The following is a 14539-nucleotide window of genomic DNA, read 5'->3' on the forward strand; positions in this document are numbered from 1 at the left end:
TTTAACCAAACTGAACGTACACTATCGACTTCGTATTCTATAAAACCTTACATGCTGTCAACACTAAAACTCATCGCCGCCGACCCCAACACTGACGATATAGGTCATCTGGCAGCCTTGATCAAGACCCTGCGTCCGCGCAAACCTGAACTGGCGGCGGAAGCTGCCGAAAATGTGCGGATACTGGTGCAACTGCTGCAGGGCGAACCGGACCAGGCGAGCGCCTTGCGCCATTATGTACTACGGCTGTTTTCGACGCGGCGCCAGATCAGCCTGTATACCGACACCGGCATCTTGCCGAACGCCGGCTTTTTCACCGAACTGTTCCAGCGCCTGTCGTTTCGCATGCTGCCGCCGGCGCTGGACGAAAATTATCTGCGCGACTGCCTGGACCGCCTGCTGCCGGCCGACACCGACTATCTCTGGATCAATGCCGTCCCCAGCGAGGACTGGTTCAGCCTGTTCGACCTGCTGAGCCAGGCCGCGCCCTATACCGACGCCGACAACAATGCCGCCAGCGACGCCATCGAGCGCCATAAGACCGTCGGCGAATTGCTGGAAGCGATCCAGACCTTGTCTTACCGCATCAGCGCCATGGGCCTGGAGCCGGCGCTGCTCAGGCTGTATCCCAGCATCGACGAATTCGAATCGCCGTTCCTGATGCAGAATGTCGAGCTGCATCTGTACCTGAACAGTTACCGCCAGCATCTGGCTGCCGCCGATTCCACCGTGCCGCTGGCTGAATTGCCGCCGCTGGAAGATGCCCGGCACCTGTCGGTGATGCTGGACCAGTGCGACACCATCGTCCTCAAGATCCGCAAAAATGCGCTGCGCATGGGCAGCAGCGTCTCGCTCACCTACCTGCTGGTGCGGCTGGAGCAAAGCATCGCCCGCCTGCGCAAGCTGCTCAACCTGGTCGACGTCGGCGAAGTCAGCATCAGCGCGCCGAATACCGAAAAGCCGGAAGGTCCGGTGCCGCGCGATGAAGCGGAAGCACAGGCCAGCGCGAAACGCGTGGCCAAGCGCAGCCAGGCGCTGGCCTTGGGACGGGAGCTGATCGAAGGACATAACCGCAAGTACGCGGTGCGCGAACTGTTCGCCGACAATATCAACCTGCTGGCGCGCAACGTCACCGAAAACGCCAGCCGCACCGGCGAACACTATATCGCCGAAGACCGCGGCGAATACGGCGCCATGTTCCGCTCCGCCGCCGGCGCCGGCTTCATCATCGGCTTCATGTCGATGCTGAAAATCCTGGCCTCCTACCTGCGCGCGGCGCCGCTGGTGGAAGCCTTCCTGTTCAGCGTGAATTACTCAGTCGGCTTCATGCTGATCCACGTGCTGCACTTCACGGTCGCCACCAAGCAGCCGGCCATGACCGCCTCGCGCATCGCCTCCGGCCTGCACAGCCGGGATGGGCGCAATATCGACATCGACAGCCTGGTGGAACTGATCGTCAAGGTGCTACGCACCCAGTTCATCGCCGTGGCCGGCAACCTGATGCTGGCCTTCCCGGTGGCCTACCTGATCGCGCTCGGCTACCATGCGCTGTTCGGCCACCACCTGGTGAACCCGGACAAGGCGGCCCACCTGCTGCACGACATCGATCCGTTCGCCAGCCTGGCCCTGTTCCATGCGGCGATCGCCGGCGTCTGCCTGTTCCTGGCCGGCCTGATTTCCGGCTACTACGACAACAAGGCGCTCTACACCCATATGGCGCAGCGGGTGGCGCGCGCGCGCTGGCTGGGCAAGCTGATGGGCCAGCCGCGCCTGGCCAGGTTCGGCGAATACCTGGAGCGCAACCTGGGCGGCCTGATGGGGAATTTCTACTTCGGCATCCTGCTCGGCACCATCGGCACTATCGGCTTCATGCTCGGCCTGCCTATCGATATCCGCCACATCACGTTTTCGGCGACCAACTTCGCCACCGCGCTGGTCGGCCTCGACAATCACATGAGCTGGCATACGGCGGTCGCTTCCGTGCTCGGCGTGCTTGGCATCGGCACCGTCAACCTGTGGGTCAGCTTTTCGCTGGCGCTGTTCGTCGCCTTGCGCGCGCGCCAGGTGCATTTTCGCCATGGCTGGACCCTGGCCAAGGCGGTGTTCTCGCGCTTTTTGAAAAATCCCAAGGATTTCTTCATTGCGCCAAAGAGAATGCCCATCTCGGAGGACAGCGAGAAAAGCCCCAACGCCTGAGGATGTACTCAAGCAAAAAGCGAAGCAACAAGGTAGTATCCGAACGGCAATAACGATGAATACGCCGCGAGAGATGAATTTACATGTTGAATGATCTGCCCTTGCTGCGCCCTTTCCGGTTTTGTGCAATCGCGCTGCTGTGCCTCCTGGCCGCAGCCTGCTCGACCCTGCCCGACGTCAGCAAGCTTAGCGCTTCGCTGCCGCCGCTCGCCACGCCGGCTGCCGGCCACGCCAATGGCTCGGCGCGCCTGGACACGCTGGCGGCGATGGAAGAAGCGGTCACCGGCAGTCCGCTTATCAAGGGCAACAAGGTCAGCCTGCTGTTCGACGGCCCGCAGACCATGACGGCAATGATCGCCGCCATCGGCCAGGCCAGGAGCACCATCAATTTTGAAACTTATATTTTCGACCAGGACCAGCTCGGCCAGCGCTTTGCCGACATCTTGATTGAGAAGCAGCGCGCCGGCGTGCAGGTCAACATCATCTATGACAGCGTCGGCAGCATAGGCACTCCGACCGAATTCTTTGAACGCATGCGCGCCGCCGGCATCCGCCTGGTCGAATTCAATCCGGTCAATCCCTTGAAACGCTTCGGCCGCTGGCAGCTGAATCATCGCGACCATCGCAAGATCCTGGTGGTGGATGGCAAGATCGGCTTCACCGGCGGCGTCAATATCAGCGCGGCGTATGCCAACAGCTCGCTGTTCCGGTCACGGATGCGGAACAGCGCCGACCCGGTCGGCTGGCGCGACACCCATGTGCAGATAGAAGGCCCGGCGGTGGCGTCGCTGCAATTGCTGTTCCTGCAAACCTGGAGCAACCAGCATGCGGAGGATTTGCCGGACCTGGATTATTTTCCCACACTGGAGCAGGCCGGCGACAAGACCGTGCATGTGCTGGGCAGCCAGCCCGACGGCGACTACAGCCTGTACAAAGCCTATATCCTGGCGATACAGCAGGCCCGCAACAGCATCCATATCACCACGCCCTACTTCGCGCCCGACCGCCAGCTGGCGGAGGCGCTGATCGCCGCCGCCAGACGCGGCGTCGATGTCAGCCTGATCCTGCCCAGCGTGATCGACAGCGGCCTGGTATTTCATGCCGGCCAGTCCTTCTATACCCAGCTGCTGAGCGCCGGCATCCGCATCTACCAGCTGCAGGGCTCGGTGCTGCACGCCAAGACCGCGGTCATCGACGGCAGTTGGTCCACGGTCGGCTCCGCCAACATGGATATCCGCAGCTTCCTGCACAACTACGAAGCCAACGTGATTGTCATCGACGATCAGTTCGGGCATGAAATGGAAAGAGCCTTCCGCGAGGACGTGCGCGGCTCGCAGCAAATCACGCTGGAACAATGGCGGCAGCGGCCGTTTTCCGACCGCGTCAAGGAATGGGCGGCGCGCTCGCTGGGCTACTGGCTGTAGATCAGCTTAGACGCTAGTTTAGACGCCGGTTTAGACGCGACTCAGGCGCGATGCGTGGCGGCCCATGCCAGCATCACGTCCATGAAACGGCGCAACACGGGTTGCACCTGGGCCGCCCGCTGCGGGTCGAAGGCAAACGGCAGCTGCTCTTCCATATAAGTGATTTGCGCCTGCTCCAGCTGGACCGCATGGATGTTGTCTTGCGGCTTGCCGTAATGGCGCGTGATATGGCCGCCCTTGAAACGGCCGTTCAAGGCATGGCTATAGCCATCTGCCCGGGCCGCAACCTGCAGCAGCTGCTGCTCCAGTTCCGGCGCACAGGAAGTGCCTGAGGCCGTGCCCAGGTTCAGGTCCGGCAGCCGTCCCTCGAAAAAGCGCGGCACCACCGAAGCGATGGAATGCGCATCCCACAGCATGGCGATGCCGTGTTCGGCGCGCATGCGCTGCAGTTCCTGCTCCAGCTGCTGATGATAAGGCTGCCAGTAGAGCTCGATGCGGCGCTGTATTTCTGCGTCGCCGGGATTCTTGCCCGGCTGGTACAAGGGCTCTTTGTGGAAGGTATCGACCGGACACAAGCCGGTCGTATCCTGACCGGGATAGAGATTCACATTGTCGCGCGGGCGGTTGAGATCGATCACATAGCGCGAATGGGTGGCCACCAGCACCGAGGCGCCGAGTTCCTGCAGGAAGCTGTACAGCTGCGGCAGGTGCCAGTCGGTGTCGGCGAGATCCTGCGCCGGCGCGCTCATGCCGGCCCGGATATCGTCCGGAATATGCTCCCCCGCATGCGGCATCGAGACCAGCAGCGGCAGGCTGCCGCGATGAAACAGGAATTTTTCCATCATTGAACTCGGTAGAATTTTTCAGGTTAAAGCCAACAATCTCTTCATGCTTCCCGCATAAGCAGCAAGGCTGGCGTCTTGCAGGCGATGCTTGCGGTCATTGATGACCCAATGGCCGCCCACCATGACATCCCGCACCGGCGTTTGCCCATGATGGGAAAACACGAAGCTGTCGAGCAGCTGGTCGCCATGCTTGCCTTCCAGGTCCGCATGCTGCTGGTCCAGCACCAGCAGGTCTGCGCGCTGCCCCACCTGCAGCCCCGCCACCTGGCGGCCGCTGGCGGCAGCGCCGCCGTGCAAGGCCTTGCGGTACAAATACGAGCCGACCGAAGCGCCCTGGTCATCGGCCAGCATATTGCGCTGGCGATGCTGCAGGCGCTGGCTGTATTCGTACAGGCGCAGTTCTTCGCTCAGGCTGGTGCTGACATGGCTGTCCGAACCGACGCCCCAGGCGCCATGCGCAGCCGCATACTCGACGCCGTTGAAAATGCCGTCGCCCAGGTTGGCCTCGGTCGTCGGGCAAATCCCGGCGACAGCACCGCTGCGCGCCAATCCAAGGGTTTCCGCCGCCGTCATGTGCGTAGCATGCACCAGGCACCAGTGACGATCGACCTCCATGTTATCCAGCAGCCAGGCCACCGGCGGCGCGCCCAGGGCGGCGCTGCAATCCTCCACCTCCTTGCGCTGCTCGGCGATGTGGATATGCACCGGCGCCTGCGCATCCCATTGCCTGAGTTCAGCCAGCAGCTGCTGCAACGATTGCGGCGACACCGCGCGCAGCGAATGCGGCGCGACGCCGTAGCGCAAGCCGGCATGCTGCGGATGGTCGGCCTGCAGCCGCTGCAGGGCCGCCATCATCCATTGCGGCGAATTGATGAAACGCGCCTGTCCGGCATGCGGCGCCTGGGCGCCGAAGCCGCTGTACTGGTACATCACCGGCAGCAAGGTCAGGCCGATGCCGGCTTCCTGCGCGGCCTCGATCAGGCACGCCAGGTTTTCGGTCGGATTGGCGTACGGCTTGCCGTCGCGGTCGTGATGCAGGTAGTGGAATTCGCATACCGAGGTATAGCCGGCCTGCAGCATTTCAATATACAGTTGCAGCGCCACCGCCTTCAGGTCGGCCGGCGACAGCTTGCCGGCAAACTGGTACATCAAGGTGCGCCAGCTCCAGAAACTGTCGCTCGGATCGGAGCGGTATTCGGTGAGTCCGGCCATGGCGCGCTGGAACGCATGCGAGTGCAGGTTGACGATGCCGGGCAGTACCGTGGCGGCGGCGCGCGGCGCCAGCGCCAGGGTTTCGGCGTCAGGGCGCACCGCCGTGAGGATGCCCTGCTCGTCCCATTCCAGCAAGACGTTGCTGCGCCAGCCGTCCGGCAGCAAGGCGCGGTCGGCGATCAATTCTCTGATGACGGGTTTCATGGATAAGCTCCTTGATCTACTCCCTGCGGCGCAGCCGGACTGAAGCGGCCGCCGCGAACGATGGTGTGACACGGATTCAGTCCCGACCAGTAGGCCAGTTCGGCCAATGATGCCACGTCCCACAGCACAAAGTCGGCGCTGCGCCCTGCCGCCAGCAAGCCGTGCCTGCCGGCCTGGCCCAGCGCCAGCGCGGCGTGGCTGGTGACGCCCAGCAAGGCTTCCGCCGTGGTCATGCGGAACAGCGTGCATGCCATGTTCAGCATCAGCAGCAAGGAGGTGGTCGGCGAAGTGCCGGGGTTGCTGTCGGTGGAAATCGCCATCGGTATGCCGTGACGGCGCAGCAGCTCCAGCGGCGGCTGTCTGGTTTCGCGGATGAAGTAATAGGCGCCGGGCAGCAGCACGGCCACCGTGCCGCTTTCCTTCATCGCCAGCACATCGGCTTCGTTCAGATGTTCCAGGTGGTCCGCCGACAAGGCCTTGAAGCGCGTCGCCAGTCGGGTGGCGCCGATATTCGAGAGCTGGTCGGCATGCATTTTTACCGGCAGCCCAAGCCTGGCGGCGGCTGCGAACACGCGTTCGCTCTGCGCCACTGAAAAGCCGATATTTTCGCAAAATACGTCGACCGCATCGACCAGGCCTTCGGCATGCAGGGCCGGCAGCATTTCTTCGCACACCAGCGTGATGTAGTCGTCGGCGCGGCCCTGGTATTCCGGCGGCAGGGCATGGGCGCCGAGAAAAGTGGTGTACACCGTGACCGGATAGCGCTCGCCGAGACGGCGCGCCACGCGCAGCATCTTGCGCTCGCTGGCCAGGTCCAGGCCATAGCCGGATTTAATTTCAACTGTGGTCACGCCCTCCGCCAGCAAGGCTTCCAGCCGTCGTGCGGACTGCAGGAACAGACTGTCCTCGTCCGCCGCCCGCGTCGCCCGCACGGTCGAGACGATGCCGCCGCCGCTGCGCGCGATTTCCTCATAGCTGGCGCCTGCCAGCCGCAAGGCGAATTCATCGGCGCGGTTGCCGCCATACACCAGATGGGTATGGCAATCGATCAGACCGGGCGTGATCCAGCGGTTGCCGGCGTCGTGCCGCGCCAGATTTTCGTTACTGTATGCGGCCGGCAATTCGGCCGCCTTGCCGAGCCAGGCAATCAAACCGCCGCGCACTACCATGGCGCCGTCCAGGATGACTTGCGCCGGATCGCCGGCGGGCGCGATCCTGGCGTTGGTCCAGATGCCATCGGCTTGCTCGTATTGACTATGCGCCATGCTATTTTCCTATTGCACTATTTCAGATTGACGTTGACGCCGATCAGGACGCTGCCGGCGCTCAGGGAACGCAGCGCCATCTTGCCCGGCCGGTCATCCCATGCCAGACTCTGGCGCGGCTCCAGGGTGCCGTGCTCGCCATCCTGCGTCAGCACATCCCAGCGGCCTTGCACGCAAAACAGCAGGTTGCAGCCCTGCTCCAGGTCCTGGTCGACGGACCACGCCTGCACTTCGCCGGCGGCCGCGCCACGCCTCAGCATCAGGTTGAAATCGCGGCAGGCGCCGCCGGCCAGCTGCGCGCTGATCTTGTCTTCGCCACGAAAGCGATGCGGCTGCAGGCGCGACAGCAACACGTGATTGCCGCTGTCGGACACCAGGTTCATGCCTTCGCCGTCCAGCAGGGTGATTATCCGGTCGACGCCGGCAAAGCTGGAAAAGGCGCCTGACTGGCTGACGTCGGCGATGCTCACCCGCCACAAGAAGTTGTCGAACGACGCTCCCGGCGGCTGGCAATACAGCTCACGCGTCACGCCGCCGCCGTTTTTCCACGGCGTGGCCGGCAAGTCTTCAAACTCAATCAGTTTCATTGGCTCGCTCTACAAACTCATTGACACATTCCGGGGCGGATTAAAGCTGCCCGGCCCAGACCGGGTCTTGCTTAACGGCTGTACAACTCGGCAAACAAGCTCTTGCAGCTATCGCTCACCGCGCCTTGCAGCACCAGCTGCTTGGCGGCTTCGATATCCGGCGCGAAGAAACGGTCCTTATCGTAAAACGCGACCTGCTGGCGCAAACGCTGGTGCACCTGGGTCAGCATGGGCGAGGTGGCCAGCGGCTGATGGCAGTCGACGCCCTGCGCTGCCGCCAGCAACTCAATCGCCACGATGGTAGCTGTATTGTGCGCCATTTCATGCAGGCGGCGGCCGGCGAAGGTCGCCATGCTGACGTGGTCTTCCTGGTTGGCGGAAGTCGGCAGGCTGTCGACGCTGGCCGGATGCGCCAGCGCCTTGTTCTCGGACGCCAGCGCGGCTGCCGTCACGTGGGCGATCATGAAGCCGGAATTGAGGCCTGAAGACTGCACCAGGAACGGTGGCAGGCCGGATAGCGAAGAATCGATCAGCAGTGCGATGCGGCGCTCCGACAAGGCGCCGATCTCGGCAATCGCCAGCGCCAGCGTATCGGCCGCGAAGGCCACCGGCTCGGCGTGGAAATTGCCGCCGGAGATGACCTCATCGCGCTCGGCATAGATCAGCGGATTGTCGGTCACGGCATTGGCTTCGATCAGCAAAGTGCGCGCGGCGTTGCTGATGATGTCGACGCAAGCGCCCATCACCTGCGGCTGGCAACGCAAGCTGTACGGATCTTGCACGCGCTCGTCGTTGACCAGATGCGATTGCCGGATCGCGCTGCCGCTCAGCAGCTGGCGATAGATCTTGGCCGTGGCGATCTGGCCCGGCTGGCCGCGCACTTCATGCACGCGCGGATCAAACGGGGCATCGCTGCCGCGCGCCGCATCCACTGCCAGCGCGCCGGTGACGGTGGCTGCTTCCAGCACGCGCTCGGCCAGGAACAGGCCGTTCAGGGTCAGCGCGGTCGACACCTGGGTGCCGTTGATCAGCGCCAGGCCTTCCTTGGCCGCCAGCACGATAGGCGCGATGCCGGCCTTGGCCAGCGCTTCCTTGGCGTCAACCAGTTTGCCATCGACCCTTACCTGGCCTTCGCCCAGGATCGCCAGTGTCATGTGCGACAGCGGCGCCAGGTCGCCTGAGGCGCCGACCGAACCCTTGACCGGGATGCAAGGCATGATGCCGGCGTTGTAGATCGCCAGCAAGGTATCGATGACTTGCGCGCGGATGCCGGAAAAGCCGCGCGCCAGGCTGGCGATTTTCATGGCCAGGATCAGGCGCACGGCGCCGTCGTCGATGAGGTCGCCGGTGCCGACCGAATGCGAGAGGATCAGGTTACGCTGCAGCAGTTCCAGCTGTTCGTCCGGAATACGGGTCTTGGCCAGTTTGCCGAAACCGGTATTGATGCCGTAGGCGGCATCGCCGCGCTCGACGATGCGCGCCACGGTAGCGGCGGAGGCATTGATGGCGTCGTAAGCGGATGGCGGCAAGGCCAGCGGCACGGCCGCGGCCCAGATGCTGCGGATCTCTGCCAGAGTCATTTTTCCTGGTTGCAGAGTCAACGATGTTTTCATATTCATTTCTTTCAGATTAGCGTATTGCAGAAGTCGATTTTATGGCAAAGCCAGTCACTTGATCATCGGCAGGTTCAGATTGTGGCGCTTGGCGCATTCGATCGCCGCTTCATAGCCGGCATCGGCATGGCGCATGACGCCGGACGCGCAATCGTTGACCAGCACGCGCGCCAGGCGCTTGGCGGCGGCGTCGGTGCCGTCGGCCACGATCACCATGCCGGAGTGCTGCGAATAGCCCATGCCGACGCCGCCGCCGTGGTGCAGCGAGACCCAGGTGGCGCCGCCGGAGGTGTTCAGCAAGGCGTTCAGCAGCGGCCAGTCGGAGACCGCATCGGTGCCGTCCTTCATGCTTTCGGTTTCGCGGTTGGGGCTGGCGACCGAGCCGGTGTCCAAGTGATCGCGGCCGATCACGATCGGCGCTTTCAGTTCGCCGGTGCGCACCATTTCGTTGAAAGCGAGGCCGGCGATGTGCCGCTCGCCCAGGCCCAGCCAGCAAATCCGCGCTGGCAAGCCCTGGAAGGAAATGCGTTCGCGCGCCATGTCCAGCCAGCGGTGCACGTGCTTGTTGTGCGGGAACAGTTCCTTGATCTTGGCGTCGGTCTTGTAGATATCTTCCGGATCGCCGGACAGCGCGACCCAGCGGAACGGCCCCTTGCCTTCGCAGAACAGCGGCCGGATGTAAGCCGGCACAAAGCCGGGGAAATCAAAGGCGTTCTTGACGCCTTGGTCGAACGCCACCTGACGGATGTTGTTGCCGTAGTCGACAGTCTTGATGCCCATCGCGTGGAAGTCCAGCATCGCCTGCACATGCTGGGCGCAGGAATGGGCAGCATCGGCAGTCAGCCGCGCCTGTTGCGACGGATCGTTTTGCGCCGCCACCCATTGCTCGACGCTCCAGCCGATCGGCAGGTAGCCGTTGATCAGGTCATGCGCCGAAGTCTGGTCGGTCACCAGGTCGGGCTTGATGCCTCCGGCCTTGGCGCGCTTGACCAGTTCCGGCAGCACTTCCGCGGCATTGCCGAGCAGGCCGATGGAAATCGCTTCCTTGCGTTCGGTGTGGTACTTGATCAGCTCCAGCGCATCGTCCAGGTTCTTGGCCTGCTTGTCGAGATAGCGCGTGCGCAGGCGGAAATCGATGCTGGACTGCTTGCACTCGATGGTCAGCGAAGCGGCGCCAGCCAGGGTGGCCGCCAGCGGCTGCGCACCGCCCATGCCGCCCAGGCCGGCGGTCAGGATCCAGCGCCCGGAGAGGTCGCCGCCGAAATGCTGGCGGCCGGCTTCGGCAAAGGTTTCAAAGGTGCCCTGGACGATGCCCTGGCTGCCGATGTAGATCCAGCTGCCGGCGGTCATCTGGCCGTACATGAACAAGCCCTTGCGGTCGAGTTCGTTGAAGTGCTCCCAGCTGGCCCATTTCGGCACCAGGTTGGAATTGGCCAGCAATACGCGCGGCGCATCGGCATGGGTCTGGAACACGCCGACCGGCTTGCCGGACTGGATCAGCAGGGTTTCGTTGTCATTCAGATTAGTCAGGGCTTCGACGATCTTGTCGAAACAGGCCCAGTCGCGCGCCGCCCGGCCGATGCCGCCGTACACCACCAGGTCGTTCGGGCGCTCGGCCACTTCCGGGTCGAGATTGTTCATCAGCATGCGCAGCGGCGCTTCGGTCAGCCAGCTCTTGGCGGTCAGGGTAGTGCCGCGGGCGGCGCGGATGGTGCGGCTAGGGTCGCGCCGTGGATCGGTATTGACGATGTTGGCGATGTTGTTAGTCATGCTGGCTAATCTCCTTAAAAATATCGGTGCGCCGATTTACTATCCTGACCGCCCGAAAATAAACAACAAGTTGTATAGTCCAGTAAAATATAATGCCTATACAACTTAGTCAATCGAATTTATGCAGAATCGTTAGATAATTTGAGCTATCCCGAATGGGCCGCTATCCCTTACCCTGCAAAAAAGATGTTGACTTCAAGTCCACTTGAGCTTGCATACTTGCCTCGTCGGCAACTGCGCTGGTAACTGAGTTAGTATCCGTGATGAAATTTATTGAGTAGGAGCCGGCATATGCATGGCGCAATAGCAAAAAAAGCAATTCCCGCATTCCAGCAGGTAAAAGACCACGTACTGCAGCAGATCCGCGGCGGCGAATGGAAGCCGGGCGACCTGATTCCGTCCGAGCGCGAACTGATGGTGCAGTTCAACCTGTCGCGCATGACCGTCAACCGCGCCCTGCGCGAATTGACCGACAACCAGATGCTGGTGCGGATCCAGGGCTCCGGCACCTATGTCGCGCCGGGCAAATACCAGTCTACACTGGTGGAAATCCGCAGTATCGATGACGAACTCGTTGCCCGCGGCCACCGCTACCGCAGCCAGGTGCTGACGCTGGAAGCCAGCACCACGCCGGTCGCGCTGAAAGCGCTGGGACTGGATGCCGGACCGGCATTCCACTCGGTGATCGTGCATTTCGCCGACGACATCCCGATCCAGCTGGAAGACCGCTACACCAATCCGCAGCTGTTTCCCGACTACCTGCGACAAGATTTCCACCTGGTGACGCCGAACCACTACATGGTGCAGATCGCGCCGCTCGACCGCGCCGAATACAGCATCGAATCGAAGATGCCGGAGGCGGCGATGCGCAAGCAGCTGCAGATGGAAGCCGGCGAACCCTGTCTGCTGCTGTCGCGCCGCACCTGGGTGCACGATACCGTGGCGACTTCGGTGACGCTGTGGCATCCCGGCTCAAGGTATCAGTTTACCGGCGGCTTCTAATACCAGGCGGAGCGCGTGGCATCGGCGCCTGGCGCCGACAGAGGCTGCGCACGCCCATTTCGACTTATCAGCATCAATCTGGACAGACTCAACCATGTCGCCTGCACCTACCGCTATCAACACCGATCCGCCGGCCAACTGGGCCGACCTGCTGTCGGGACGCAACGCCCTGCGCTCGCTGACGCTGGCCGGCGGCATCGGCATGCATGCCACCAACGTCTATATCGTCACCACCATCCTGCCGTCGGTAGTGAAAGATATCGGCGGCCTGGAATACTATGCCTGGGCCACCTCGCTGTTCGTGGTGGCTTCCATCATCGCCGCCGGCCTGGCCTCGCGCCTGACGGAATGGCTGGGCTACCGTGCCGCCTGCCTGCTGGCCTTGCTGGTGTTTTCCATCGGCTCGGCCGGCTGCGCGCTGGCGCCGCACATGGTGTGGCTGCTGCTGGCGCGCACCATCCAGGGCTTCGGCGGCGGCGTGCTGGTGGCGCTGTCCTACGCCATGATACGGGTGGTGTTCGCAGCGCCGCTGTGGTCTCGTGCGATGGCCTTGATGTCGGGCATGTGGGGCATATCCACCCTGTCCGGCCCGGCCATCGGCGGCATGTTTGCCCAGGCCGGCAGCTGGCGCGGCGCGTTCTGGTCGCTGTTGCCGGCGGCTGTCATACTCGCGCTGCTGGTGCAGTTCACGCTGAAAATTCCGGCGGAAACACGTTCGGAAGACAAGCCGGGCAGCGTTCCCATCGCCAAGATATTGCTGCTGGCGGCAGCGGTGCTGTCGGTGTCGGCGGCCAGCCTGTTCCGCAGCACTGCATTGAATATCGGCGGCATCGTCTTTGGCATTGCCTTGATCGGGCTGATCGCGTGGCTGGAACGACGCGGCGGTGCAGGAAAAACGCGCTTGCTGCCCAGCGGCGCATTTTCCCTGCGCAGCCGCATCGGCGCCCTGTACGCCACCATGATATTGATGATCCTGGGACTGACCACCGAGATCTACGTGCCGTATTTCCTGCAGGTGATCCAAGGCCACTCGCCGCTGCTGGCCGGCTATCTGACCGGCATCATGTCCTGCGGCTGGACCCTGGCGGCGCTGCTGTTCTCCAGCTACAGCGGCGCTCGTGCGCAATTCGTCATGAAGGCCGGGCCGCTGGTGGTGATTGCCGCCCTCCTGGCGTTGTCGCTCATGCTGCCGTCGACCGCCGCGCTGGACAGCTACGGCCTGCTGCCGCTGTGCATCGCACTGATACTGGTCGGCTTCGGCATCGGCATGGGCATGCCGCATCTGATGGCCAGCATATTGAGCAGCGCCCATCCCGGCGAAGGCAGCCTGGCTGCGTATTCGCTGACCACAGTGCAACTGTTTGCGACCGCCATCGGCGCTGCCCTCGCCGGCATGGCGACTTCGCTGGCCGGCCTGGCCGACCCGGGCGGTTTGCCGGGAGCGGCAAATGCGGCACAATGGCTATTCATCTGTTTTGCGGCAGCGCCATTGCTGGCGTTTTTCACGGTGCGCCAGGCCTTGCGCCTGAAAGCGCCGGCAACTGCGGCGCCGGGCGCCATCGGCGACGATCAACCCGGCCAGCACAATCAACACGATCGGCCACTACAGGAACCTCTGCCATGAGCAGCACGCCCCCAAAACCAGCGGTCTCGCCGCTCAAGGCCAGCACCGAAACCGTCACCAGCGTGCGCAACTGGACCGACAAGCTGTTTTCCTTCCGCACCACGCGCCCGGCCGGCTATCAGTTCACGCCGGGCCAGTTCGCCCGCCTCGGCGTGACGGCCGGTGCAGAAACCCTGTGGCGCGCCTATTCGGTCACCTCAGCCGCCGGCGAAAACGAACTGGAGTATTTCCTGGTGCAGGTGCCTGGCGGCCAGTTCACCGAACAGCTGAAAAGCCTGAAACCGGGCGATCCGGTGCTGGTGGAGAAATTCAGCTACGGCTTCATGACCGCTGACCGCTTCGTCGACGGCGAGGATCTGTGGATGCTGGCCACCGGCACCGGGCTCGGCCCCTTCATCTCGATCCTGCAGGACCCGACGGTGTGGCAGAAATTCCGCAACCTGATCCTGGTGCATTGCGTGCGCAACGTCGAAGAACTGGCCTATCAGGAATTGTTGGCATCCTTGCCGCAACGGCCCGAACTGGCCGCAGGCGGCGCCCGCCTGCAACTGATCCGCGCCACCACGCGCGACGCGGCGGCCGCCCCCGGCAACCTGCAGGGACGCATCACCACCCTGCTGACCAGCGGCGCGCTGGAAGCCGCGGCCGGCCTGGCGATCACCGTGGAAGCATCGCGCGTCATGATGTGCGGCAATCCGGAAATGATCACCGAAACGCGCGACATCCTGCACCAGCGCGGCTTGCGGCCTTGCCGGCGGGCGGTGCCGGGGCAGTTTGTAACGGAAGATTATTGGTAA

At 63.1% G+C, this 14539-nt stretch carries 11 protein-coding genes; 5 read left to right on the forward strand and 6 right to left on the reverse strand.

From position 1 onward, the window contains the following. Window positions 1-51 precede the first annotated feature (51 nt). Both AC07V8_RS15235 and cls read left to right on the forward strand, forming a co-directional pair. Entirely contained in the window at window positions 52-2196 is a 2145-nt protein-coding gene (locus AC07V8_RS15235; RefSeq protein WP_494679215.1) for a site-specific recombinase, read from the forward strand. An 83-nt stretch (window positions 2197-2279) separates the two neighbouring features. Continuing rightward, window positions 2280-3620, forward strand: coding sequence for a cardiolipin synthase (gene cls, locus AC07V8_RS15240; RefSeq protein WP_494679214.1), 1341 nt, complete (start codon window positions 2280-2282; stop codon window positions 3618-3620). 41 nt (window positions 3621-3661) lie between these two features. On the opposite strand, the gene hutG is transcribed toward cls, so the two are convergent. The 6 genes from hutG to hutU all read right to left on the reverse strand — a co-directional run bounded on the left by hutG (window position 3662) and on the right by hutU (window position 11116). Then, window positions 3662-4465, reverse strand: coding sequence for an N-formylglutamate deformylase (hutG, locus tag AC07V8_RS15245; RefSeq protein WP_494679213.1), 804 nt, complete (start codon window positions 4463-4465; stop codon window positions 3662-3664). 18 nt (window positions 4466-4483) lie between these two features. Further along, on the reverse strand, window positions 4484-5881 hold the full coding sequence (locus tag AC07V8_RS15250) for a formimidoylglutamate deiminase (protein WP_494679212.1): 1398 nt from the start codon (window positions 5879-5881) through the stop codon (window positions 4484-4486). After that, window positions 5878-7146 carry an imidazolonepropionase gene (hutI, locus tag AC07V8_RS15255; RefSeq protein WP_494679211.1) on the reverse strand — a complete coding sequence of 423 codons (1269 nt, stop codon included), beginning with the start codon at window positions 7144-7146 and terminating at the stop codon, window positions 5878-5880. Before hutI ends, AC07V8_RS15250 begins: the two co-directional genes overlap by 4 nt. A 17-nt stretch (window positions 7147-7163) precedes the next feature. After that, window positions 7164-7733 carry a HutD/Ves family protein gene (locus tag AC07V8_RS15260; protein WP_494679210.1) on the reverse strand — a complete coding sequence of 190 codons (570 nt, stop codon included), beginning with the start codon at window positions 7731-7733 and terminating at the stop codon, window positions 7164-7166. A 71-nt stretch (window positions 7734-7804) separates the two neighbouring features. Then, complete coding sequence (gene hutH / locus AC07V8_RS15265) at window positions 7805-9352, reverse strand: histidine ammonia-lyase (protein ID WP_494679209.1); 1548 nt, start codon at window positions 9350-9352, stop codon at window positions 7805-7807. A 48-nt stretch (window positions 9353-9400) separates the two neighbouring features. Continuing rightward, window positions 9401-11116: a urocanate hydratase gene (gene hutU / locus AC07V8_RS15270; RefSeq protein WP_494679208.1), complete on the reverse strand. Its 1716-nt coding sequence runs from the start codon at window positions 11114-11116 to the stop codon at window positions 9401-9403. 291 nt (window positions 11117-11407) lie between these two features. Between hutU and hutC the strand changes: the two genes are divergently transcribed. From hutC to AC07V8_RS15285, 3 genes are all read left to right on the forward strand, one after another. Beyond that, window positions 11408-12118: a histidine utilization transcriptional repressor HutC gene (hutC, locus tag AC07V8_RS15275; protein ID WP_494679207.1), complete on the forward strand. Its 711-nt coding sequence runs from the start codon at window positions 11408-11410 to the stop codon at window positions 12116-12118. A gap of 94 nt (window positions 12119-12212) precedes the next feature. Continuing rightward, window positions 12213-13742, forward strand: a complete 1530-nt coding sequence (locus tag AC07V8_RS15280) for an MFS transporter (RefSeq protein ID WP_494679206.1) — start codon at window positions 12213-12215, stop codon at window positions 13740-13742. Next, on the forward strand, window positions 13739-14539 hold the full coding sequence (locus AC07V8_RS15285) for a ferredoxin--NADP reductase (RefSeq protein WP_494679205.1): 801 nt from the start codon (window positions 13739-13741) through the stop codon (window positions 14537-14539). The genes AC07V8_RS15280 and AC07V8_RS15285 overlap by 4 nt, the downstream gene beginning before the upstream one ends.

Source organism: Collimonas sp. GW821-FHT02H07, from assembly GCF_059421505.1.